A 23,324-nucleotide genomic window follows, 5' to 3' on the forward strand; every position below is an offset into this window, starting at 1 on the left:
CGCTCCAGTCACCGCCAAATGAGTCGAACTTGTGGAAAATAAATCAATAACTTACGCTCCTACCGCGATGCGCGCGGTCAGGTGGGGCGTGACAGGGCGCGTGCGCTGCTGCAAAGATCAAGCGGCCGATCCCCCGACCGTAAGCCCGCCGATCAACAGCGACGGCTGGCCCACGCCCACAGGCACCGATTGCCCCGCCTTGCCGCAGGTGCCAATGCCGGGGTCCATCGCCATGTCGTTGCCGATGGCGCGGATCTGCTTCATCGCGGCGGGGCCGTCACCGATCAGGGTCGCGCCCTTGACCGGCGCGCCCACCTTGCCGTCCTCAACGCGGTAAGCCTCGGTGCAGCTGAACACGAACTTGCCGTTGGTGATGTCGACTTGCCCGCCGCCGAAACCAACCGCGTAGATACCGTCTTTCAGCTCTCCCAGCACTTCTTCCGGTGTGGCTGTGCCGCTTTCCATGATCGTGTTGGTCATACGCGGCATCGGCGCATGGGCATAGCTTTGCCGCCGACCATTGCCGGTCGGTGCGACACCCATCAGGCGGGCATTCTGACGGTCCTGCATATAGCCGACCAGCACACCATCCTCGATCAACACCGCGCGTCCCGTGGGGGTGCCTTCGTCATCGACGGTCAGCGACCCGCGCCGGTCGGGGATTGTGCCGTCATCGACAACCGTGACACCCTTCGCGGCAACTTGCGTGCCAACAAGACCCGAGAAAGCAGACGTGCCCTTGCGGTTGAAATCGCCTTCAAGCCCGTGGCCCACGGCCTCGTGCAGCAAGATGCCGGGCCAGCCATTGCCAAGCACCACATCCATCATGCCTGCAGGTGCCGGGACCGCCTCAAGATTGACCAGAGCGATGCGCAACGCTTCGCTGGCTGAGGCCTGCCATGTCTCGGGGGCCATCAATCCGGTCAGCCCCACGCGCCCGCCACCGCCGGACGAGCCGCTTTCGCGCCGCCCATCCTGTTCCACGATGACCGAGACGTTCAGCCGTGCCATCGGGCGGGTGTCGGACACCAATGCTCCATCCGGGCGCAGGATGTGGACCTCTTGCAAACTGGCGGCGATGGTGGCGGACACCTGCACCACGCGCGGATCAAGGTCGCGGGTGAAGGCGTCGATGTCGCGCAGAACTTCGACCTTCAGGCCAAAACCGGCGTCTGCCATCGGGTCTGCGTCGGTATACAGCCGTTGGTTGGTGCGGGCGGGCGCGTCGGCCCATGTGCCGCCCCCATCCCCCACGGCCAGCCGGGCCGTGGCAGCAGCGCGCTGCAACGCAGCCTCGCTGATTTCCGAGGAATGGGCATAACCTGCGGTCTCGCCTTTTATGGCGCGCAGCCCGAAGCCTTCGGACGCATCATAGCTGGCGGTTCTGAGTCTTCCATCATCAAACACCAGCGCCTCGGACCGCATGCGCTCCAGAAATAGTTCCCCGTCATCGGCACCGTCGATGACGCGGGCCAGAACCTTGCGGGCGCGGTCGGCATCCAGATGGGTTTCAAACGGGCGAAACGGTGCGGTGTCGGTCATTGGAGCCTCGAATTTTGCGTTTAGTGCGGGTTTTGTTGCTTAACCTGAGAAGGTTTTGCCTTGTTCCCAGCTTTGTAATATGGTTTCTCATCAAAGAGAAACAAGGATTCCCGCGCCAAAGCACGGGACAGGGATGAGCAAGCGATCGCGGCGACGGACCACGGGTCTGCCCGCGCGTCGCGTCGCACAGGGAAGAGAAAGACGAATATGATGCGTGTCAGCAGCCTTTTTGCCACTGCAACCGCCATTCTGACCGCAGGTCAGGCAATGGCGCAGGACAAACTGAAAATTATTGGCGCGCCGGTCGATGGCTCGATGGGGTTCCAACCCTCGGCGACCAGTGTCGCGCAATCGACGCATTGGCTGGATGGCATGATCAACGTCATCATCTTCGGGATCACGATTTTTGTGACCTTGCTGTTGATCATCGTGATCGTGCGTTTCAATCGTCGCTCGAACCCCGAGCCTGCGACCTTCACCCACAACTCCACGATCGAGATCATCTGGACGTTGGTTCCCGTCGTCATTCTGGTCTTTATCGGCGCGTTCTCGCTGCCGGTTTTGTTTCAGCAACAGGTCATCCCCAAAGGGGACGTTGTGATCAAAGCGACCGGATATCAGTGGTATTGGGGCTATCAATATCCTGAGCATGAATTTGGTTTCGACAGTTTCCTGCTGGCCAAGGATGAGCTGGAGGAAGCCGGGTATAGCCAAAGCGAATACCTGTTGGCGACCGACACGGCGATGGTGGTGCCCACCGGCAAGAAAGTCGTGGTTCAGGTGACGGGGTCGGATGTGATCCACTCGTGGACTGTGCCCGCCTTCGGTGTGAAGCAGGACGCCGTGCCAGGTCGTCTGGCCGAGCTTTGGTTTGAAGTCGATGAAGGCATGGAAGGTGTCTATTTCGGCCAGTGCTCCGAGCTTTGCGGCAAGGATCACGCGTACATGCCGATCACAGTCAAAGCCGTCACTCAAGCCGAATACGACGCATGGTTGAAGGGCGCGGTCGAGGAATACGCGGGCAACCCGCAATCGCTGCCGACCGTGCAGGTCGCCAACGCCGAGTGAACAGACCGGGCGGCTGGGTGGATTGCCCGCGCCCCCGATCCGCCCACCGCCCCTTAGGGCCGTTTTTGCAAGCCAGAAATCCTAGCCAGACACGTAGAAAAACATGAGCGACGCCAGTATCCAAACCACCACCGACACCCGCGACGCCGGATTTGGCGACTATTTTGCGCTGCTCAAACCGCGTGTGATGTCGTTGGTTGTGTTCACGGCCTTGGTCGGGTTGCTGGTTGCGCCTGTAGGTGTGAACCCCGTGGTCGGACTGGCCGCGATCCTGTTCATTGCCGTGGGCGGAGGAGCGTCAGGGGCGCTGAATATGTGGTGGGACGCCGACATCGATCGCAAGATGCGCCGCACGCAGTCGCGCCCTATTCCCGCCGGCAAAGTGACCGAAGGCGACGCCTTTGCCCTTGGTATGACCCTGTCGGTCATGGCGGTCGTGATGCTGGGCCTTGCGGCGAATATAGTTGCGGCGGCGCTGTTGGCCTTCACAATCTTCTTTTACGCGGTGGTCTATACGATCTGGCTGAAGCGCTGGACCCCGCACAATATTGTTATCGGCGGCGCGGCCGGGGCGTTTCCGCCCATGATCGGGTGGGCCGTGGCAACTGGCGGCGTTTCGATCGAAAGTATTTTGATGTTCGCGCTAACGTTTGCCTGGACCCCGCCGCATTTTTGGGCATTGGCACTGTTTACCAAGGGCGATTACGCTAATGCTGGCGTGCCAATGCTGACCGTGACCCATGGGCGCAAGACGACGCGCGCACACATATTGGGCTATTCCTTGGTGTTGGCAGTTGTGGCGATTGCGCTTGGCGTCACTTCGATCGGCGGGCCGGTTTATATGGCGGTTGCGGTCGTGCTGAACGGGATGTTCATCAAGGGCGCATGGGATGTGTTCCGCCGCGATGATGCCGCTTCGGACGCCGACAAGCACAAAGCCGAGCGTGGGTTGTTCAAACTATCGCTGATCTATCTTTTCCTTCATTACGGCGCGCTTTTGGTCGAAGCATCGCTGAAACCGTTTGGTCTGGGGGGTTGGGGCTGATGGCGATCAAGGTCGATCATGAATTGCATAAACGTCGGCTCAGCCGGAATGTCGGCGTCGGCATCGCGCTGATCTGCTTTGTCGGACTCGTCTATGGGCTGACGGTGGCCAAGGTCAGTGATATCTATACGCCCGAACCAGCAGCATCGGAGGCGAACCAATGAATCTGACGCGTCCACAGAAAACAGCCGCCCAGATGGTCGGCGTAGTGGTCCTGATGGGATCACTGTCGTGGGCGGCGGTGCCGTTTTATGACTGGTTCTGCCGGGTCACGGGGTTTGGTGGCGAAACCTCGGTCGCGGCGCGCGGATCGGACACGGTGCTGGACCAGACCGTTTTCGTGCGCTTCGACGCGTCGAAAGAACGCGGAATGGAGTGGGAATTCAAACCCGCGCAGCACGAAATGGAAGTGAAGTTGGGTGAAACAGGTCTGGCTTTTTATGAAGCCTATAACCCCACTGACCGCGTCATTGCAGGCACGGCCAGCTATAATGTCGCGCCGTTTTCGGCCGGTGGGTATTTCACGAAGATCGACTGCTTTTGCTTTGAACAGCAGGTGCTTCAACCGGGTGAGCGCGTGTCCATGCCTGTCACTTTCTATGTTGATCCGGAAATCCTTGATGACCGCGAGGCGAAATACCTCAAGGCCATCACGCTGTCTTACACATTCCACGAAACAGACCTGCCGGACGAGGTTACGCAGATCGCGCCAACCCCGGCTGCGGTGAAAAACTGACGGTCAGAAGAAGAACAGGGACGATACGCAAATGGCACAAGCAAAGAACCACGACTATCATATTCTGCCCCCCTCGATTAATCCGCTTCTTGGGGCTGTGGCAGGCTTTATCATGTTGTTTGGGGCAGTTCAGTGGATGGCCAACGGTCTGCCCTGGATCTTTTTCCTGGGTGTCGCAGGTGTTTTCTACGTGATGTATGCGTGGTGGTCCGATGTGGTCCATGAAGGCGAAACTGGCGATCACACCTCAGTCGTGAAAATCGGCCTGCGTTATGGCATCATCTTGTTCATTATGTCCGAGGTGATGTTCTTCGTCGCTTGGTTCTGGAGCTTCTTCAAACACGCGCTTTATCCCATGACGGAAGGGTCGCCCGCCATCGACGGCGTCTGGCCACCCGCGGGGATCGAAACTTTTGACCCGTGGCATCTGCCCCTCATCAATACGTTGATCCTGCTTTTGTCGGGTGCGGCTGTCACGTGGGCTCACCACGCGATCGCGCACGAAAACAATCGTAAGGATTTGGTCACCGGGCTGGCGCTGGCTGTGCTGCTAGGTGCGATTTTCACGGTGTTTCAAGCCTATGAATATAGCCACGCCTCGTTCGATTTCGCAGGCAATATTTATGGCGTGAACTTCTTCATGGCGACAGGGTTTCACGGCTTTCACGTGATCGTCGGGACCATATTCCTGTTCGTCTGCCTGATACGCGCAATGCAGGGCCACTTTACCCCCGAAAGCCATGTCGGGTTCGAGGCAGCGGCTTGGTATTGGCACTTCGTTGATGTTGTGTGGCTGTTCTTGTTCGCTGCGATCTACGTTTGGGGCAGTTGAACCTGACCGGAAAATGGTTCTAATCAGGGGCGCGGGGGAAACCTTTGCGTCCCTTTCTTGTCTATCGCCCCGCCGGAACACCAGCATGCCCCTTCGCTTGATCCTGACTGCCACCTTCAGCGTTGCCGTTCTTGCGGTGTTCATCGGTCTGGGTGTATGGCAACTGGACCGCTTGCAGTGGAAACAGGACGTGCTGGCCAAGATTGACCGCCGTATCGCCGCCCCGCCCGTTGTATTGCCCGACCAGCCTGACCCGCAGCGCGATCAATACCTGCCCGTCAAGCTCGCGGGCAGGATAGGGGCAGAGAAGCTCAGGGTCCTGGTCAGCAGCCGGGACGCGGGCGCGGGATATCGCCTGATCTCGCCCCTTGTGATGGTGGACGGCGCGGTGCTTGTTGATCGCGGTTTCATCCCGGTCGCTGCCCCGCTGCCCGCTGCGCCGCCGGTCGATGTGACGGTGTTGGGCAACCTGCACTGGCCTGATGATCGCAACAGCGCGACCCCGGACAATCAACCGGCAGATAATATGTGGTTTGCCCGCGACATCGATCAGATGGCAGATGCATTGGGGACGCGCCCTGTTCTGATCACTGCCCGCCAGATCACGCCGTCTGACCCCACGATCACCCCTATGCCGGTGACCAGCGCTGGCATCCCCAATGACCATCTTGAATACGCGATGACGTGGTTTTTGCTGGCCGCCACATGGGTGGTGATGACAGTCTTTGCGCTTTGGCGTATGAAGCGGCGAACACGTGACACTCGCACCCCAAGGAACGACTGAAATGCGCTATATCTCTACCCGTGGTGACGCCCCGGTGCTGAGCTTTGAAGATGCTATGCTGACGGGGCTGGCCCGCGACGGCGGCCTTTACGTGCCGGAAACCGTGCCAACCATGAGCGCTGGCGACATCGCGGCCCTGGCCGCGCTGCCCTATGAGGAAGTCGCCTTCCGCGTGATGCGCCCCTTCGTGGGCGACACGTTTACGGACGAGGAATTCGCCGAGATCATTGCCAAGGCCTATGCGGGGTTCAATCACGACGCGCGCGCTCCACTGGTGCAACTGGGGCCGAACCACTTTCTGCTGGAACTGTTCCACGGCCCCACGCTGGCGTTCAAAGACTTCGCGATGCAGCTGATCGGTCAGCTTTTCCAAGTGGCACTGAGTCGTCGGGGCGAGAAAGTGACAATCGTGGGCGCGACCTCGGGCGATACCGGGTCGGCGGCCATTGAAGCGTTCAAAGGGCTGGATGCGGTCGATGTGTTCATCCTGTTCCCACATGGCCGGGTGTCCGATGTGCAGCGCCGCCAGATGACCACGCCGACCGAGGCAAATGTGCACGCGCTGGCGATGGACGGAGATTTCGACGATTGCCAAGCTCGCCTGAAAGACATGTTCAACGATTTCGAATTTCGCGACGCGGTTAAACTGGCAGGCGTGAACTCAATCAACTGGGCGCGGGTGCTGGCGCAGGTCGTGTATTATTTCACGTCGGCGGTTGCCCTGGGCGCGCCGCACCGCAAGGTCAGCTTCACCGTGCCCACCGGCAATTTCGGTGACATATTCGCGGGCTACATCGCCAAGAAGATGGGGCTGCCGATTGACCAACTGGTGATCGCGACGAACCAAAACGACATTTTGCATCGCACGATGGAAACGGGTGCCTACACCAAGGCTGGGGTCACGCCCTCGATCAGCCCGTCGATGGACATTCAGGTCTCGTCGAATTTCGAGCGTGTGCTGTTTGACGCCTATGGGCGCGACGGCAAGGTGGTCGCGGATCAGATGGCCGACCTTTCAAACGGTGGGTTCAAGATCAGCCAAGGCGCGATGGAGTTCCTGCGCGAAACCTTCCAAAGCGGCCGTGCGTCCGAGAATGACACCATGGCGCAGATCAAATCCTCGTTCGCCCGTACCGGCGAAGTGCTGTGCCCCCATTCCGCAGTCGGCGTGAAGGTCGCGAATGAGCATCTGGGCGACAGTCCGATGATCACGCTGGCCACGGCCCACCCCGCGAAATTCCCCGCAGCGGTGAAAGATGCCTGCGGGCAGGACGCCCCTTTGCCTGCGCATATGTCTGGGCTGTTTGACCGCGACGAGCGCATGACGCGGGTGGCCAATGATCTGGGCGCGCTGGAAGCGTTGATCCGCGAACGGACAGGACGGTAAGACTATATGAACGTGAAACTGGACAGACTGCCAAATGGCGTGCGCGTGGTGACCGAAGCGATGCCGGGGTTGGAAAGCGCCTCGATCGGGGTGTGGGTCACGGCGGGTGGGCGGCACGAAACCCCCGCCCAGAACGGTATCGCACATTTTCTTGAGCATATGGCGTTCAAAGGTACCAAGAAACGCTCCGCGCTTGAGATTGCCGAAGCCATCGAGGATGTGGGCGGCTATATCAACGCCTATACCTCGCGCGAGGTGACAGCTTATTACGTGCGCGTTCTGAAGGACGATGTGGCGCTGGCGCTTGATGTCATCTCGGACATTGTGTTGAACCCGGTCTTTGACGAGAACGAGATCGAGGTTGAGCGCGGCGTGATCCTTCAGGAAATAGGGCAGGCACTGGATACGCCCGACGACGTGGTGTTTGACTGGCTGCAAGAAGTTGCCTTCCCCGATCAACCCATGGGGCGCACCATTCTTGGCCCGGCTGAACGGGTGCAGTCTTTTGGCCGCGCCGACCTGTCATCTTTCGTCGATCAGCATTACGGCCCCGACCAGTTGATTCTATCTGCCGCAGGGGCGGTGGATCACGACCAAATCCTGCGTCTGGCCGAGGCTGCGTTTGGGCATCTGACCCCTGCTAAACCGCGCGTGATCGACGGCGCACGCTGGGCCAGTGGCGCGCGGATCGAACAGCGTCCCGGGCTTGAACAGGTGCATTTCACCCTTGGCCTTCCCGCCCCCAGCTATCGCGACGATGCGTTCTATGCGGCCCAGCTTTACAGCTCGGCTTTGGGTGGGGGTATGTCGTCGCGCCTATTTCAGGAAGTGCGCGAAAAGCGCGGGCTGTGCTATTCGATCTTCTCGCAGCTTGGCGCCTATGACGACACGGGGATGATGACGATCTATGCGGGCACCTCGGGCGAGGATATAGCTGACCTATCTACGCTATGCATCGATGAGATGAAGCGCGCTGCCAGCGACATGTCAGATCGTGAATTGGAACGGGCACGCGTTCAAATGAAGGCGGGTCTTCTGATGGGGCTGGAAAGCCCATCGTCGCGGGCCGAACGCATGGCCCGACTGGTTGCGATCTGGAATCGCGTGCCGCCCGTCTCTGAGACCGTCGAAAAGATCGACGCCGTGACGCTGGACGAATTGCGTGATTTTGGCACCGGGCTGATTGCCGGGGATATTGCAATGGCGGTCTATGGCCCGGCGGAGAAAGCGCTGAGCCTTGAGGCGTTGAACGACAGGCGGGCTGCATGATAATAGGCCGGTCCAAGAAAGTCAGGATCGAGACAGAGCGGCTGACCCTGCGTCCGCCCGTCCATAGCGACTATCGCGCCTGGACCGCGTTGCGCATCGCCGGGCGGGAGTTTCTGACGCCATGGGAACCCACTTGGGCCGAAGACCACCTAAGCCGCAAAAGCTTCACCAACCGCGTCTATTGGGCCAACCGGTCGATTCAGGGGGGCACAGCGCTGCCCCTGTTCATGTTTCGACGCGGTGACAACGTGTTGATCGGGGCGGTGACGTTGGATCACATCCGCCGTGGCCCTGCGCAAGCGGGCACCACAGGGTATTGGGTCGGGGAATGCTTCGCGCGTCAAGGCTACATGCGCGAAGGGCTCGAGGCGATGGTGCATTATGCCTTCAACGAACTGGATCTGTCGCGGCTGGAAGCTGGATGTTTGCCCGAAAACGTCGCCTCGCGCGGGGTGTTGGAAAAGGTCGGTTATAAGTATGAGGGCGTTGCGCAAAGCTATCTGCAGATCAACGGGCGCTGGCGCAATCATGTGCTATATGCCAACCTTCGATCGGACCGGCGCGGGCGCACGCAAGCCGGATAAGGTTCGCAAGCGAGGCGGCGATGGGCGATCTGAAATCAGTGGATGACGGGTTTGAGAAAAGGCTGCGCACCGCGTTGCCGGATCAGGTATTTCGCCCTCTGACCCCAGCCTATCAGGAAGAACCGCGCGGGTTGTTTTATGGGGTGGGAGGGCTGGTTCTTGCGCCGTCCACGACCGATCAAGTGTCGAAAATCATTCAAGAATGTGCAACTTCCCGCGTGCCGGTGGTGCCCTATGGTGGCGGCACCGGGTTGGTGGGTGGGCAGGTCATGCCCGGCGCGGCCCCCGTTATCCTGAGCCTTGAGCGGATGACCCAAATTCGCGCCATCCATCCCTCCGAGAATGTTCTGGTGGCTGAGGCCGGCGCGGTGCTGGCCGATATTCAGGCCGCGGCGGACGGAGCGGACCGGCTGTTCCCTCTGTCGCTTGCTTCTGAAGGCTCGTGCCGGATCGGCGGGTGCCTGTCTGCCAACGCGGGTGGGGTCAATGTGCTGCGATATGGGGTCGCGCGTGACCTTTGCCTTGGGATTGAGGCCGTGTTACCCGATGGGTCCATCCATCACGGGTTGAAACGGCTGCGCAAGGACAACACGGGTTTCGACCTGCGCGGGCTTCTGTGCGGGGCCGAGGGGACGCTGGGCGTCATCACCGCCGCGAGCCTGCGGCTTTTCCCTAAACCAGCCCAACACGGCACCGCGCTTTTGACCGTGCGCGATCCATCGGCGGCTCTGGACCTTCTGGCGATGGCTCAATCGCGGCTTGGGCAGGGGATCAGTGCGTTCGAACTGATAAAGGGCACAGGCTTCGACTTTCTGGCGACAGCAGAACTGGGCGGGCCGCAACCGTTCGCGTCGCACCCTGACTGGTCGGTTCTGATCGGCCTTGGCCTTGGCCCGACCCAAGACCCCGAGGAAGAACTGGCCCTTTTGTTTGCCGAGGCCGAGCGGGCTGGGCTGAGTGACGATGGTGTGATTGCACAAAGCGGAGTCCAACGCGCTGCCCTGTGGAAACTGCGCGAGGAAATACCGCTGGCAAACCGCGCCATCGGCGCGATCAGCTCGCATGATATCTCGCTGCCCCTGTCTGCCATTTCCGACTTTTTGCGAGAGGCTGATTCTGCTCTTGCGCGCCTTGGTCCCTTTCGGGTCAACGCTTTCGGGCATCTGGGCGACGGCAATCTGCATTACAACGTGTTTCCGCCCGAAGGTCAGGTGGCATCCGATTTTGCCGACATGCGGCAGCGGGTCCGCGATGTTGTCTATGGTTTGGTGCAGCAGTTCGAAGGATCGTTTAGTGCCGAGCATGGCATTGGCCGGCTGAAACCGCACGAGCTGCAACGCTATGGCGATCCCGCGCGGCTGGTGGCGATGCGCAGGATCAAGGATGCGCTGGACCCGGTTGGGATCATGAACCCCGGTGTGATTTTTTCGACCAAAAAGTGATTAGGAACAAGCGAGCTTCGGAAAAGAAAACTCTTCGCCATAATGGGGCGGGGCGCTGTCCGAAAAAGTCATTCCAGCAATAAGCGTCTGATCGTGTCAGGTAAGAACAGGTTTAGCGCGCGGCGGTTTCGATAGGTTCACAACCCTTCGAATTCGCAAAGGACGTGAACATCCATTCCCATGTCTTCAAGCAGTTTGCGGCCGCCCAGTTCAGGCAGGTCGACGATGAAGGCGCAGCCAACGATTTCGCCGCCCAAACGCTCGATCAGCTTTATACCTGCCTCGGCGGTGCCGCCGGTGGCCAGCAGGTCATCGACCAAAAGAATTTTCTCGCCGGGATGGATCGCGTCGTCGTGGATTTCCACGACCGCCTCTCCATATTCCAGCGTATAGGCTTGCGATAGGGTCGCACCGGGCAATTTTCCCTTTTTGCGGATCGGCACGAAGCCAAGGGTCAGTTGGTGCGCAATCGCACCGCCCAGAATGAAGCCCCTTGCCTCCAATCCGACGACCTTGTCGATCTGCATCCCGGCATAGGGGTGCAGCATCTGATCGACCGCCATGCGAAACCCGCGCGGGTCGGCGAAGATCGTGGTGACATCACGAAACAGTATGCCTTCGTGCGGGAAGTCAACGATGGTGCGGATGTAATCCTTGACAGTCTTGCGCTTGTTCATGGAACACCTTTCGCAGAAATACTCGGCTTTGGTTTGGCGCAAACCGATCCCTTGTGCAAGCGGCGCATGGTCACAGAACGCGCGCAGCAATGACGTCCAGCTTGGTCAGAAGCGCCGGGTCGCGCTGGTCGGGCGCGGTCATGATCGCCATGTCCAGCGCCCGATCGCAGCCGTGGGGACAGGGGGCGCGCGTGCGGCCCAGAAGCCCCGGCAGACCCGCCACCATTCGTTTGGCCTTGTCACCGTTGCCGGTGAGGGTTGCGATGACCTGCGCCACGTCCACCTCGTTATGGTCGGGGTGCCAGCAATCGTAATCCGTGACCATCGCGACCGAGGCATAGCAAAGTTCCGCTTCGCGGGCGAGCTTGGCTTCAGGCATATTCGTCATGCCGATCACATGCGCGCCCCATTGATCACGATACATCCGGCTTTCGGCAAGGGTCGAAAACTGCGGGCCTTCCATTGCCAGGTAGGTGCCGCCATCATGCACGGTAACACCCGCCGCACGCGCCGATTTTGCGCAGGCTTCTGACAGGCGCGGGCAGGTCGGATGGGCAAAGCCCACATGCGCCACACAGCCCGACCCAAAGAAGCTTTTCGGTCTGGCAACCGTACGGTCAATGAATTGATCCACAATGACAAAATCGCCCGGCGCCATCTTTTCCTGGAACGACCCGCAGGCCGACACGCTGATCACATCCGTGACACCCAGCCGTTTCAGCACGTCGATATTGGCGCGATACGGTATATCGCTGGGGGCATGCACATGCCCGCGCCCATGGCGAGGCAGAAACGCCATTTTCACGCCGCTTACCTTGCCGATCAGCACATGATCCGAAGGTGCCCCCCAAGGGCTTTCCACGTCGACCCAGGTTGCATCGCTTAGCCCGTCGATGTCGTAAATGCCTGATCCACCAATGATTCCGATGACCGTGTCCATGGACGCCTCCGTTAGTTGTTTATGCGCATCTTACGTTGCGTTTTAATTGTGCGCCATGTGCAACACGCAAAGCGATTGCCCGCTAGAATCATTGGGCAAACCGATCAAAACCATGTAAGACGCGCCCTTGCGAACAGAAAACCCCACAAGAGGTAACCCTTTGGCCCGAGCCCTACTGGCAAGTTTTGCCAAACGTATTGAACGCCCCGATCTGCGCCTGTCGCAAGCTGAGGCACTGACCCCCAACCGCATCAAGATCGAGCTGTTGTCCGGTCTGACCGTTGCTCTTGCGCTGGTGCCCGAAGCCGTCGCGTTTGCGTTCGTGGCTGGCGTTCACCCGCTGGTAGGCCTTTATGCCGCCTTCATTGTTGGGCTGATTACTGCGTTGATCGGGGGGCGTCCGGGTATGATTTCGGGCGCAACAGGCGCGTTGGCTGTGGTCATGGTGGCGCTGGTCGCTCAACACGGAGTCGAATACCTGTTTGCAACTGTCATTCTGATGGGGCTGTTACAGGTGTTTGCCGGTGTCATGCACTGGGGGAAATTTATTCGGCTGGTACCACACCCAGTGATGCTGGGCTTTGTGAACGGGTTGGCGATCGTGATTTTTCTGGCGCAACTGACGCAGTTCAAGAACCCCGACAATACTCAGGAATGGCTGACCGGTTTGCCGCTGTTCAGCATGTTGGGTCTGGTTGGCTTGACCATGCTTATCATTTGGGGACTTCCAAAGCTGACCCGAGCGATCCCGGCCCCCCTCGCGGGCATCGGGGTTGTTGCCGGGATCGTCATTGCGTTCGGGATCAATGTGCCGACGGTGGGCGATCTGGCGTCGATCAAAGGCGGCCTGCCCAGCTTTCATAATCCATTCGGTCAGGGCGAAGGAATTTACCCCCCGGCCATGTTGGCCCCGTTCAATCTTGAGACCCTTTGGATCATCCTGCCTTATGCGATCATTCTGGCGGCGATCGGCCTGATTGAAAGCCTTCTGACCTTGAACCTCGTGGGCGAGATGACAGGCCATCGCAGCGGGGCCTCGCAAGAGTGTATTGCGCAGGGCACCGCAAATGTCGTCACCGGCTTTTTCGGCGGCATGGGGGGCTGCGCGATGATCGGTCAGTCGATGATCAACGTTAAATCCGGTGGGCGCACGCGGGTTGCGGGGATCGCGGCTGCGCTGTTTTTGCTTTTGTTCATCGTGGTCGCATCCTCGTGGATCGAGATGATTCCGCTCGCGGCCCTTGTCGGCGTGATGTTCATGGTGGTGATTGGCACATTTGCGTGGAACTCGCTGACCATCCTGCGCCGCGTGCCAAAGACCGATGCATTCGTCATCCTGCTGGTGACTGCGGTGACGGTCTATGAAGACCTTGCCGTGGCAGTGGTCGTGGGTGTGATCGTCTCGGCGCTGGCTTATGCTTGGAACGCGGCGGCGCGTATCCAGGCCGCGACGCGTGAAGAAGATGGGACCAAGTTTTATGACGTCGAAGGGCCCCTGTTCTTTGGTTCGACAGATGGTTTTGTCGAACTGTTCGACGTGGAAAACGACCCCGACTTGGTGGTGATCGAGTTCACTCGCTCGCGTGTTGTCGATCAATCCGCGCTGCAAGCGATCGAGGCAGTCGCCGCCAAATATGAGGCCGTTGGCAAGAAGGTCCAACTGCGCCACCTGAGCCGCGATTGCCACCGCTTGCTGACCAAAGCCGGCCACCTGATGGTCGACAGCGATGATGACCCCGACTACGAGGTCGCGGCAGACTATTCCGTGCGCACGGGCATTTTGGGCAGCCATTAAGGGCTAGGGGCCAGCGCCTCTAGCGCATCAAGATCGCCCGCCTCCAGCGCGTCGCGCGTGCGGGCGATCTGATCAATCGGCCAATCCCACCACGCCAGATCGTTTATCCGGGCGATATCTAGGGGCGGCAAGCGCATCCTTATGACTTGCGCCGGGTTGCCCGCGACAATGGCATAATCCGGCACGTCGTCGCGCACCACGGCCCCTGCGCCGACAATGACACCATTACCGATGGTGACGGCAGGACAGATCACCGCGCCATACCCCAACCAAACATGATGGCCGATTTTTGTGTCGCGGCTGTCAGGCTGGCTGATAACTTCATGATCCAGAGTAAAAATGCCGAAAGGAAAGCTGGTCAAACCGGCATAGGCATGATTGGCAGCCGCGGTTATGAACCGCACCCCGTGGGCGATCTGGCAAAATTTGCCTATGGTCAGCCGCCCTTCGGACATCGGGAAGTGATAGGGTGCCAGCCGCGCGGCCCAGCCGTCAAGCTGCGGCGGGTCGAAATCCGAGGCATAGGTGAAATCGCCCACCTCGATATTGGGCTGGTCGATTACATTGGACAGAAAAACCGTACCTTCATGGGTGGTGCCGTCGGGCAAGGTCACGGGATGGATGCGGGTTGTGTCGGGCAGGAAGAACGGCATGATACCTCCGGTTTGAAGAAAAACGTGGAAATCAAACCGTTTTGTTCATGTCACCCTCCGAAGTCTGGTCATGACTATACTAGATCCTGGCGTTTGGGTCTAATCGCTGGGTCGGTTCAAGCTGAACTTGTCCCGAACCACGGTGTAGTCACGATATCCAAGTCGCGCCAGCGGACGCGCCCGGGTGATGTCGAAAGCACCATCAACAAGACAATCGTCGCGCATGTGGATGCCCGTTACTTCGCCAAAGCAGACCAGGTTCTCGTCCCCCGGCAGACGGGTGATCTGGGTCAGTTGGCATTCTAGCGCGGCAGGGGCAGCGGGCAGGCGCGCGGCGGCAATCGTTGTGCATTCGACCCGCTCAAGCCCGGCCTTGTCGATTTCGTCGATTTCGCGCGGGAAACTGGCCGAACTTGTATTCATCGCATCCGTCAGTTCCGCCCCGACCATATGAATGCAGAACACACCTGTGGCATCAATATTGGCCATCGTGTCCTTACCCAGATCGCGGTCGCCCTTGGCCGAGGTCGATGCAAACATGACTTGGGGTGGGTCGTAAGCGACCGCATTGAAAAAGGAATAGGGTGCCAGATTGTCGGTGCCATCGGTGTCGCGACTGGCGATCCATGCAATGGGGCGGGGCACAATCAGTGCTGCAAAGGGGTTATGAGGTAGCCCATGCCCCGATTTCGGTTCGTAGAACACCCGCTTCTCCCTTCCTTTTCCGCGCTTCGCCGTGATAGCAGCAAACGACTGCAAAAGGCGAGGGGTCGCAAGTGTATCACCTGACCGAAGAAACCAAAGACGACTGGTGGGAGGTCGAGGCTTTGTACGACCTGTGTTTTACACCAGGGCGCGAGGCGCTGTCATCTTACCGCCTGCGCGATGGTATCCCCCCGGTTCCCCATATGTCCTTGGTTGCACGTGACGACGGGGGCATTCTGTCGGGCGCTATCCGTTATTGGCCGGTGATGGTTGTCGACGATGACGCACGCTACGATGCGCTCTTGCTTGGTCCGGTTGCGGTTCATCCCACCCGTCAAGGCGAGGGGTTAGGCGGTTTCTTGATCCGCGAAAGCCTGTCGGTGGCCCGTGAGGGGGGCGTGGCGCGGGTGATGTTAGTGGGTGATGCTCCCTACTACGCGCGCTTCGGCTTTTCCCGGCTGGATAGCGTCGAAATGCCACCGCCGACAAATCCTGACCGCGTGCTGGCGTATCGGCTGCAAGACGGTGCCTGGAGCGGGGTTCAGGGCCGGGTTACACCCGTTACAACGTCGTGCCAGACCCGCGCTTGTACGCCGTGAACACGCCGACGGTCGCGGTGCGCCGGGGCTGATGCGCCATCCGGTCCAGACGTGTGTCCCAGTTTGAGCGCCGTGACGAACCCCAACCGCCAAGCTGGCACCAGACATTGCGACGGACCGCTGTGACAAGACCCGCACCTAACAAAGCCAGCGCGCCGGCAGAGGCGTATGAAAGCATCGCCCAAAACACCCCGCTGTCCAGACTGATGGCAAAGGCCGCGGCAAGGGTTCCGGTGAAAATCCCAGTGATGATGATACTGATCGGCATAAGTGACCTCCTTATTTCGTTCTATCTTTGTTCCAAATTCATGAAAAAAGTGATAATCACTTAAAATTCTTTTGAATTTGTACCAGAACAGGGGGTATCGCCGGGTCAGGAAGCCTTCTTGCGGGTCAGATATTCCAGCACAGCAGGACGTACGGATTGCGCACCCGACAAGCGCGCTTCGCCTATCACGTCGCTCAGTTCCATGATGTTTGTTCGCCTTATCAGGTGTTTGACGGGGCCAATTGAGGCAGGTCGCATCGACAGATGGCGCATTCCCAGCGCGGCAAAACACACCGCCTCGATGGGGCGGCCTGCGTCTTCCCCACAAAAACTCAGTGGCGTGCGAGCGGCGTTGCAACGGGTCACAATTTCCTCGATCAGGTTCAGATATGATACGTTAAGCGTGTCATACCGCCGCCGTACACGTTCATTTTCACGATCAGCTGCATAGAAAAACTGCTTCAGATCGTTGCCACCGATCGAGATAAAGTCTGCCATTTCGAAGAACTGCTGTGGCGCGAACACCATCGAGGGGGTTTCCAGCATCGCGCCAATCTCGATGTTTTCTGGCAGAATGTGGCCAAGCGCGCGTTCGCGTTTCAACTCGGCCAAGACCATTTCACGTGCGTCGCGAAACTCGTCCGTTTGCGCGATGAAGGGAAACATCACACTCAGGTTGCGACCTGCGGCCGCGCGGATCAGTGCTTGCAATTGCATGCGCATGATGCCGGGTTTGTCCAGCCCGACCCGGATCGCCCGCCAGCCAAGGGCGGGGTTTGGTTCGTCCAGCGGGTTCATGTAAGGCAGCACCTTGTCCGATCCGATATCAAGTGTGCGGAACACCACACGCTTGCCTTTGGCCGCATCCAGCACACGGGCATAAGTGGCCGCCAGTTCACCCCGTCGTGGCACGCGTTCGGCGGTCAGGAACTGAAGCTCGGTCCGAAACAGCCCCACGCCCGCCGCGCCTGAGTTTTCAAGCGATGGCAGATCGGCCATCAGACCCGCATTCATGTGCAGCTTGACCTCGGTCCCGCACAACCCTTCAGCAGGCTTGTCGCGCAGGCTGCGGTAACGTTCCTGCTGGGCGGCTTCCATCGCCATTTTGTCGCGAAATGCGTTGACGATACGTTCTTCGGGGCGCAGGTGGATGACGCCGTGTTCCCCGTCCACAAGGATATGGTCGCCGTTCAAAGCCTCGGTCGAAATATTGCCAGCTTGCACGATCAGCGGGATCGCAAGGGCGCGGGCGACGATGGCGGCATGGCTGGCGATCGAGCCTTCCTCAAGCACGATACCGCGCAAGCCCCGCCCGTATTCCAAAAGCTCGCCTGGGCCGATATTGGTGGCGATAAGAATAGGGTTTTCGGGCATTTCCCCATCACTTTTGCGACCCTGACCAGTCAGAATGCGTAGAAGGCGATTGGACAGATCGTCCAAATCATGCAGCCGTTCGCGCAGATAGGGATCGGGGACTTGGCTTAACCGCGCGCGGGCGGCGGATTGTTCTTTTTCAACGGCGGCTTCGGCGGACAGACCGCGCTGAATGTTGCCCTCCATCCGGCGCATCCAACCTTTGGAATTGGCAAACATGCGATAGGCCTCAAGCACCTGCATTTGGTCCTTGTCCTTGGGCAGAGTGTTGGCCAAAAGCTCATCCACCGAGACACGCAACTTTTCAACGCCGTCATGCAGGCGTTGCAATTCAACTTCGGGATCGTCGGCGACCGGGTTGGTCACGATCACGCGGGGGTCGTGCAGCCAGACATGCCCCTCGGCTGCCCCTTCCTGCCCGACGCCGCCATTGAAGGTAAAGGGACGCTGATGCAAAGCACCCATCGCTTCGCTTTCACCCAAAAACGCGCCAAGCTCGGTCATTTCGGCCAGTACCATGGCGACAACTTCAAGCCCGTAAAGCTCGTCGGCAGAATATACACGTTCATCGCGGGATTGGACGACCAGAACACCCAGATTTTCGCCCAACCGTTGAATGGGTACCCCCAGGAAGCTGGAATAAATCTCTTCCCCCGTTTCGGGCATGTATCGGAACCCGCGTTCCAACGGGGCGTTTGTGGTATTGATCGGGCGGCCTCGGCGCGCAACACGCCCAACCAGCCCTTGACCTATGCGCAGGCGGGTTTGGTGAACGGCGGCCGGATTCAGCCCTTCGGTTGCGCAAAGTTCCAGCGTTTCGGCGTCGCGAAACAGATAGATCGAGCAGACCTCAGCTCCAAGACTTTCGGCAATCAACGTGGTGATTCTGTCCAGACGTTCCTGCCCCTGAGAAGCAGAGGCGAGCGTTTCGCGCAACTTGACCAGCAGTTTGCGACTGTCACTTTGTTGGCTTTCTGCCATTCTTACCGTTCCCTGTTCCTGTAGGCGTTGTCAGGATGCCCGCGATTGGGCAATCCGTGGAACCACTTGGACGAGATACACCGTAAAGGGCGCGTTTCGGATTTTCCAGAAACTCCTTGCCACTTCTCGGGCGAAAAATTGTTGCCCGGCGGCATTCTGCGCAAATCCCTGTGTTCGGTGGCCTGTGGTTGTGACCGGGGTCAAAAAGACAGCAGCCCACGGATACGGCGGACGGACCTATTTGATTTGGGGCGGGCTATGTTGCCGCCAGAGCCTAGTGCCGGGCGGCCGGGTCGCTTACGCTTTTTCCAGCTCGAAGGCGTCGTGCAGGGCTTGCACAGCAAGTTCCATGTATTTGCGGTCGATCAGCACTGAAATCTTGATCTCGGATGTGGTGATGACCTTGATGTTGATGCCTTCGCCAGACAAAACCTGAAACATCTTGGCGGCAATGCCGGTATGGCTGCGCATCCCGATTCCAACAACTGAGATTTTGGCCACATCCTTGTCCGCGACAATATCGTGAAAATTGATGTGCCCGGCTTCTTTTGCGCTTGCCATTGCCTTTTCGGCCCGCGCCACCTGTTCGACGGGACAGGAAAAAGTCATGTCCGTGCGCCCCTCTTCCGAGATGTTCTGGACGATCATATCCACATTCACCCCCGCATCCGCCAAGGGCGTAAAGATGGCCGAAGCAATGCCGGGGCGATCGGCCACCGAAATCAACGTCATCTTGGCCTCGTCGCGTTGATAGGCGACACCTGCAACCACTTTACTTTCCATGATATCCTCCTCGTCGCAGACCAGTGTGCCAGCGTTTGGGTCGTATTCCTCGAAGCTTGACAGAACGCGCAGCTTTACCTTGTTGCGCATCGCCAGTTCCACCGATCGGGTCTGCAAGACTTTTGCGCCCAGGGACGCAAGCTCCAACATCTCTTCGAATGCGATCTTGTCCAGCTTGCGCGCCTTGTTCGAAATACGCGGGTCAGTCGTATAGACCCCATCCACATCCGTGTAGATGTCGCAACGCTCTGCGCCGAACGCGGCGGCAAACGCCACAGCGGTCGTGTCTGACCCGCCGCGCCCCAGCGTGGTGATGCGGCCTTCCGGGCTGAGACCCTGAAAGCCTGCAATGACGGCCACGTTCATACCTTCGCCAAACTTGGCGTTGATATTGTCGGTCTGAATATCCTCGATCCGCGCGGCGGAATGGGCGCTGGTCGTGTTGACCGGCACCTGCCAGCCTTGCCAACTGCGCGCCGGCACGTCCATTTCCTGCAGGCGCAGCGCCATCAGCCCGGCGGTCACGTTCTCGCCCGAGCTGACGACCGCATCGTATTCCCGGGCGTCGAACATTGGCGAGGTTTCTTCAACCCATCCGACCAATTCATTCGTGCGCCCTGACATGGCCGACACGATCACGATCACATTATAGCCATTGGCCACCTCGCGCGCGACCCGTTTCGAGGCCCGGTGAATCCGGTCCAGTGTGGCGACCGAGGTGCCGCCGAATTTCATCACCAGAATTGGCATCTTGGCCCCAAATCTCGTCTGTTGAGCAGTGTTCGCGCGTGTTTAGGGCGTGGGCGGCAAAAGCGCAAGTCTGTGGATGGACAAGGAAATTGGCGGGGGCTTTAGTTTGACTTGCGTGTCGGTGTGAAGGGCAGGGGCATCAACGGTACGCCGTCTTCCAGCAATTCCTTCGCGTCGGCCAGTTTCGCTTCGCCATAGATGGATCGTTGGGGAACGTCGCCAAGATGCATGGCACGCGCTTCCCGCGCGAAACTGTCGCCGACGTAATCGCTCTCGGCTTCGATCTTGGTGCGGAGTCTGGAAATTTCTGCTTCAAGTTCAGGATTTTGCGCGGCAAGCCGGGTGGCGACCGGCTGTGACGGGGGGTGGTCTGAGGTCTCCGGTTTCTCTGCGGCCTTGCGTGCGGGGCGCACTTTTGGGGCCATTAGGCTTTTTTCAACCTCGGTCGATCCACAGTCCGGGCAAGATACATGCCGCGCCGCGCGCAACCCATCATAGGCTGCCGCGTTTTGGAACCAGCTTTCAAACGTGTGGTTCTGGTCGCATTTCAAGGCGTATCGGATCATGTCTTTTCCCTAAACACATTGCCTTTAAGATATGGCGATGCCGAATGAAGGGTGCAACCTTTGGCCGTGATTTCGTGCTGCGTCGGGTTAAGCGTCACGTCAGTGCCGACCGGTCGAACCCTTTGATAATACGCCGCAACTCAGGCTCCCACACCAACTGTGCAGCTTTCTTCTGCGACACCCATTTGCGCCGTCTTTGACCCTTTTCGGGAAACGATTTGAGCTGTTTTTTCACCTTCAGGGGGAAAACTGCCACGACACAGGGCAGGCGCTGGCCGTCGTGGTTCTTGGTGTAGGAATAGAAGCCAAGCACATCATGGCTGATCGTGCCTTCCACACCAGCTTCTTCAAACGCCTCCGTGGCGGCTGACCCGGCAGGTGTTTCACCGTCCATCGGCCAGCCTTTCGGAATGATCCAGCGACCGGTGCCGCGAGAGGTGATCAGCAGAATTTCGACCTTGCCGTTCTTGATGCGAAAGGGCAACGCGCCGAACTGCGTTCGAACGGACCGCTTGTCGCCCAGCGACAGCCGCATTGGCGCGGGCTTACCCTTGGATATCGTCAACGTCTTGCTGCCCTTGATGCCCATCTGTCCGGTTGTGCCATCCGGTTTTCATTGCCTTTTGGTGAAGATAGCCCGTTTCGCCGGGAAATAAAACAAAAAGCAAGATGTAGTGTGGATCGCAGGCGGCTAAGCCATATGAGGGAAGCAGCCGCCCGATGTGAACTGTGTTCGCACGCGCCGAAAGCGATCAATCGCGCGTGCCCGCAAAGCGGTCCTGCCAGCTTTCCCGGTCTTCGTCCGAGATTTTGGCAAAGACGTTTTCCGGCACGGTGAAGGCGTGACCGGGTTTCAGCACGTCAAGTGCAGCGGGCACATCGTTCGGCCAGCCGTGATCTTCCGCGCCCATCGCCTTGAGCATTGTGTCGGACGCATCGGGAATGAAGGGCGCCGACAGCACCGCGTAGAACCGGATCAGGTTCAGGGCCAGACGGATTTGGGCGGCGGCCTGATCCGGGTCGGTCTTGAACGTCGTCCACGGGGCCGCAGTTTGCAGATACTCGTTGCCCGCAACCCAAATGCCCCGAAGTTCTTGTGCGGCTTTGCGGATGTCCATCGCCTCCATGTAACCTTCATAGGCGCGGGTTTTGGCGGTCAGATCGACGATCAGGGCGTTTTCCAGGTCGCCATAGGTGCCACCGTCCGGCACGGCTTCCGAGAATTTCGAGCGGCAAAACTTGGTCACGCGGCTGACGAAGTTGCCCAGCACGTCGGCAAGGTCTTTGTTGATGCTGACTTGGAAGTTTTCCCACGTAAACTCGCTGTCCGAGTTTTCCGGCGCGTGGCTCAAGAGCCACCAGCGCCAATAATCGGCGGGCAGGATCGACAGGGCTTGGTCCATGAAGACACCGCGCCCTTTTGAGGTCGAGAACTGGCCGCCATCATAGTTCAGATAGTTGAACGACTTGATGTAATCGACCAGCTTCCAAGGCTCGCCCGATCCCATGATTGTCGCGGGGAACGACAGCGTATGAAACGGCACGTTGTCCTTGCCCATAAACTGCACATAGCGCACGTCATCTGCACCTTTATCGGTGCGCCACCAGCGTTGCCAGAAGTCGTCATCTTCGCCCAGCTTGTCGGCCAGTTCGGCGGTGGCGGCGATGTATTCGATGGGCGCGTCGAACCAGACATAGAAGACCTTGCCCTCCATGCCCGGCCAATCTTCGTCGCCCTTCTTCACGGGCACGCCCCAGTCGAGATCGCGCGTGATGCCCCGGTCTTGTAGCCCGTCACCGTCATGCAGCCATTTTTTGGCGATCGAGGTGGTCAGCACCGGCCAATCTGTCTTGGTGTCGATCCACGCATCCAGCTTGTCTTTCAGCTTGGACTGGCGCAGATACAGGTGCTTGGTCTCGCGCACCTCAAGGTCAGTTGACCCGGAAATGGCCGAGCGTGGGTCGATCAAATCGGTGGGATCAAGCTGCTTGGTGCAGTTCTCACATTGATCGCCGCGCGCGCCATCATAGCCGCAATTGGGGCAAGTACCCTCGATATAGCGATCCGGCAGAAAGCGGCCATCGGCGTTTGAATAAACCTGCTTTTCTGATACTTCCTCGATCAAACCGTTCTCGGCCAGCCTACCCGCGAAATGCTGTGTCAACTTGTGGTTTCGCGCGGACGACGAGCGGCCAAAATTGTCAAATGACAGCCGGAAACCGTCTGCGATTTCCCTTTGCACTGCGTGCATTTCGGCGCAAAATTCGGCCACGGGTTTGCCCGCCTTGGCGGCAGCCAATTCGGCGGGCGTGCCGTGTTCGTCGGTGGCGCAGATGAACATGACCTCGCGGCCCCGGCCGCGGTTATAGCGCGCATAAAGGTCAGCAGGCAGTTGCGAGCCAACCAGATTGCCGAGGTGTTTGATCCCGTTGATATAGGGAATTGCCGAGGTGATAAGGACGCGGTTCATGTAGGCTCCGGTTCTGCGGTATTCTTGTGAGTTTGAGCGCCGTATACGCCATGCGAAACTGCAATGCCAGAGG

23 protein-coding genes are annotated in these 23,324 nt (G+C 59.1%); 12 read left to right on the plus strand and 11 right to left on the minus strand.

Annotated features, from left to right (window positions below; translation table 11 throughout):
* Window positions 1–117: 117 nt before the first annotated feature.
* The gene (gene tldD / locus MN186_RS08465) at window positions 118–1,542 is read right to left on the minus strand and encodes a metalloprotease TldD (RefSeq protein WP_242113944.1); all 1,425 of its coding nucleotides are present in this window, start codon (window positions 1,540–1,542) and stop codon (window positions 118–120) included.
* Between the two features lie 207 nt (window positions 1,543–1,749).
* Between tldD and coxB the strand changes: the two genes are divergently transcribed.
* The 10 genes from coxB to MN186_RS08515 all read left to right on the plus strand — a co-directional run bounded on the left by coxB (window position 1,750) and on the right by MN186_RS08515 (window position 10,689).
* Window positions 1,750–2,610 (plus strand): cytochrome c oxidase subunit II, encoded by an 861-nt coding sequence (gene coxB, locus MN186_RS08470; protein ID WP_420838917.1) that lies wholly within the window; start codon window positions 1,750–1,752, stop codon window positions 2,608–2,610.
* A 103-nt stretch (window positions 2,611–2,713) separates the two neighbouring features.
* Complete coding sequence (cyoE, locus tag MN186_RS08475) at window positions 2,714–3,655, plus strand: heme o synthase (protein WP_242113946.1); 942 nt, start codon at window positions 2,714–2,716, stop codon at window positions 3,653–3,655.
* Complete coding sequence (locus MN186_RS08480) at window positions 3,655–3,819, plus strand: hypothetical protein (RefSeq protein WP_242113947.1); 165 nt, start codon at window positions 3,655–3,657, stop codon at window positions 3,817–3,819. Before cyoE ends, MN186_RS08480 begins: the two co-directional genes overlap by 1 nt.
* Complete coding sequence (locus MN186_RS08485; protein ID WP_242113948.1) at window positions 3,816–4,391, plus strand: cytochrome c oxidase assembly protein; 576 nt, start codon at window positions 3,816–3,818, stop codon at window positions 4,389–4,391. Before MN186_RS08480 ends, MN186_RS08485 begins: the two co-directional genes overlap by 4 nt.
* A 31-nt stretch (window positions 4,392–4,422) precedes the next feature.
* A complete protein-coding gene (locus tag MN186_RS08490) occupies window positions 4,423–5,223 on the plus strand; it encodes a cytochrome c oxidase subunit 3 (protein ID WP_242113949.1) in 801 nt (266 codons plus the stop codon).
* A gap of 85 nt (window positions 5,224–5,308) precedes the next feature.
* Window positions 5,309–6,007, plus strand: coding sequence for an SURF1 family protein (locus MN186_RS08495; protein ID WP_242113950.1), 699 nt, complete (start codon window positions 5,309–5,311; stop codon window positions 6,005–6,007).
* A 1-nt stretch (window position 6,008) separates the two neighbouring features.
* A complete protein-coding gene (gene thrC / locus MN186_RS08500; protein WP_242113951.1) occupies window positions 6,009–7,394 on the plus strand; it encodes a threonine synthase in 1,386 nt (461 codons plus the stop codon).
* Window positions 7,395–7,400: 6 nt separating this feature from the next.
* Window positions 7,401–8,663: a M16 family metallopeptidase gene (locus MN186_RS08505; RefSeq protein ID WP_242113952.1), complete on the plus strand. Its 1,263-nt coding sequence runs from the start codon at window positions 7,401–7,403 to the stop codon at window positions 8,661–8,663.
* On the plus strand, window positions 8,660–9,247 hold the full coding sequence (locus tag MN186_RS08510; protein WP_255743988.1) for a GNAT family N-acetyltransferase: 588 nt from the start codon (window positions 8,660–8,662) through the stop codon (window positions 9,245–9,247). The genes MN186_RS08505 and MN186_RS08510 overlap by 4 nt, the downstream gene beginning before the upstream one ends.
* Before the next feature lie 20 nt (window positions 9,248–9,267).
* A complete protein-coding gene (locus tag MN186_RS08515) occupies window positions 9,268–10,689 on the plus strand; it encodes an FAD-binding oxidoreductase (protein WP_242113953.1) in 1,422 nt (473 codons plus the stop codon).
* A 137-nt stretch (window positions 10,690–10,826) separates the two neighbouring features.
* On the opposite strand, the gene MN186_RS08520 is transcribed toward MN186_RS08515, so the two are convergent.
* Both MN186_RS08520 and MN186_RS08525 read right to left on the minus strand, forming a co-directional pair.
* Complete coding sequence (locus MN186_RS08520) at window positions 10,827–11,366, minus strand: adenine phosphoribosyltransferase (protein ID WP_242113954.1); 540 nt, start codon at window positions 11,364–11,366, stop codon at window positions 10,827–10,829.
* Window positions 11,367–11,436: 70 nt separating this feature from the next.
* The gene (locus MN186_RS08525) at window positions 11,437–12,306 is read right to left on the minus strand and encodes an S-methyl-5'-thioadenosine phosphorylase (protein ID WP_242113955.1); all 870 of its coding nucleotides are present in this window, start codon (window positions 12,304–12,306) and stop codon (window positions 11,437–11,439) included.
* A 160-nt stretch (window positions 12,307–12,466) separates the two neighbouring features.
* Here MN186_RS08525 and MN186_RS08530 point away from each other — a divergent pair, with 160 nt between their 5' ends.
* The gene (locus tag MN186_RS08530; RefSeq protein WP_242113956.1) at window positions 12,467–14,101 is read left to right on the plus strand and encodes a SulP family inorganic anion transporter; all 1,635 of its coding nucleotides are present in this window, start codon (window positions 12,467–12,469) and stop codon (window positions 14,099–14,101) included.
* On the opposite strand, the gene MN186_RS08535 is transcribed toward MN186_RS08530, so the two are convergent.
* The gene (locus MN186_RS08535; protein ID WP_242113957.1) at window positions 14,098–14,754 is read right to left on the minus strand and encodes a CatB-related O-acetyltransferase; all 657 of its coding nucleotides are present in this window, start codon (window positions 14,752–14,754) and stop codon (window positions 14,098–14,100) included. The two genes, MN186_RS08530 and MN186_RS08535, sit on opposite strands and share 4 nt — an antisense overlap.
* Window positions 14,755–14,853: 99 nt before the next feature.
* Complete coding sequence (locus tag MN186_RS08540) at window positions 14,854–15,459, minus strand: flavin reductase family protein (protein ID WP_242113958.1); 606 nt, start codon at window positions 15,457–15,459, stop codon at window positions 14,854–14,856.
* Between the two features lie 71 nt (window positions 15,460–15,530).
* Between MN186_RS08540 and MN186_RS08545 the strand changes: the two genes are divergently transcribed.
* Window positions 15,531–16,058: a GNAT family N-acetyltransferase gene (locus tag MN186_RS08545; RefSeq protein ID WP_242113959.1), complete on the plus strand. Its 528-nt coding sequence runs from the start codon at window positions 15,531–15,533 to the stop codon at window positions 16,056–16,058.
* On the opposite strand, the gene MN186_RS08550 is transcribed toward MN186_RS08545, so the two are convergent.
* The 6 genes from MN186_RS08550 to metG all read right to left on the minus strand — a co-directional run bounded on the left by MN186_RS08550 (window position 16,021) and on the right by metG (window position 23,251).
* Window positions 16,021–16,326, minus strand: a complete 306-nt coding sequence (locus tag MN186_RS08550) for a hypothetical protein (RefSeq protein ID WP_242113960.1) — start codon at window positions 16,324–16,326, stop codon at window positions 16,021–16,023. The two genes, MN186_RS08545 and MN186_RS08550, sit on opposite strands and share 38 nt — an antisense overlap.
* Window positions 16,327–16,431: 105 nt before the next feature.
* Window positions 16,432–18,681, minus strand: coding sequence for a phosphoenolpyruvate--protein phosphotransferase (ptsP, locus tag MN186_RS08555; RefSeq protein ID WP_242113961.1), 2,250 nt, complete (start codon window positions 18,679–18,681; stop codon window positions 16,432–16,434).
* A gap of 297 nt (window positions 18,682–18,978) precedes the next feature.
* Window positions 18,979–20,214 carry an aspartate kinase gene (locus MN186_RS08560; protein WP_242113962.1) on the minus strand — a complete coding sequence of 412 codons (1,236 nt, stop codon included), beginning with the start codon at window positions 20,212–20,214 and terminating at the stop codon, window positions 18,979–18,981.
* Between the two features lie 101 nt (window positions 20,215–20,315).
* The gene (locus MN186_RS08565) at window positions 20,316–20,780 is read right to left on the minus strand and encodes a DUF1178 family protein (RefSeq protein WP_242113963.1); all 465 of its coding nucleotides are present in this window, start codon (window positions 20,778–20,780) and stop codon (window positions 20,316–20,318) included.
* A gap of 94 nt (window positions 20,781–20,874) precedes the next feature.
* Entirely contained in the window at window positions 20,875–21,369 is a 495-nt protein-coding gene (locus MN186_RS08570; protein WP_242113964.1) for an NUDIX hydrolase, read from the minus strand.
* 163 nt (window positions 21,370–21,532) lie between these two features.
* Complete coding sequence (gene metG / locus MN186_RS08575; protein WP_242113965.1) at window positions 21,533–23,251, minus strand: methionine--tRNA ligase; 1,719 nt, start codon at window positions 23,249–23,251, stop codon at window positions 21,533–21,535.
* Window positions 23,252–23,324: the final 73 nt, after the last annotated feature.

The sequence above is a fragment of the Aliiroseovarius sediminis genome (assembly GCF_022678485.1).
Lineage (GTDB): Bacteria > Pseudomonadota > Alphaproteobacteria > Rhodobacterales > Rhodobacteraceae > Aliiroseovarius > Aliiroseovarius sediminis.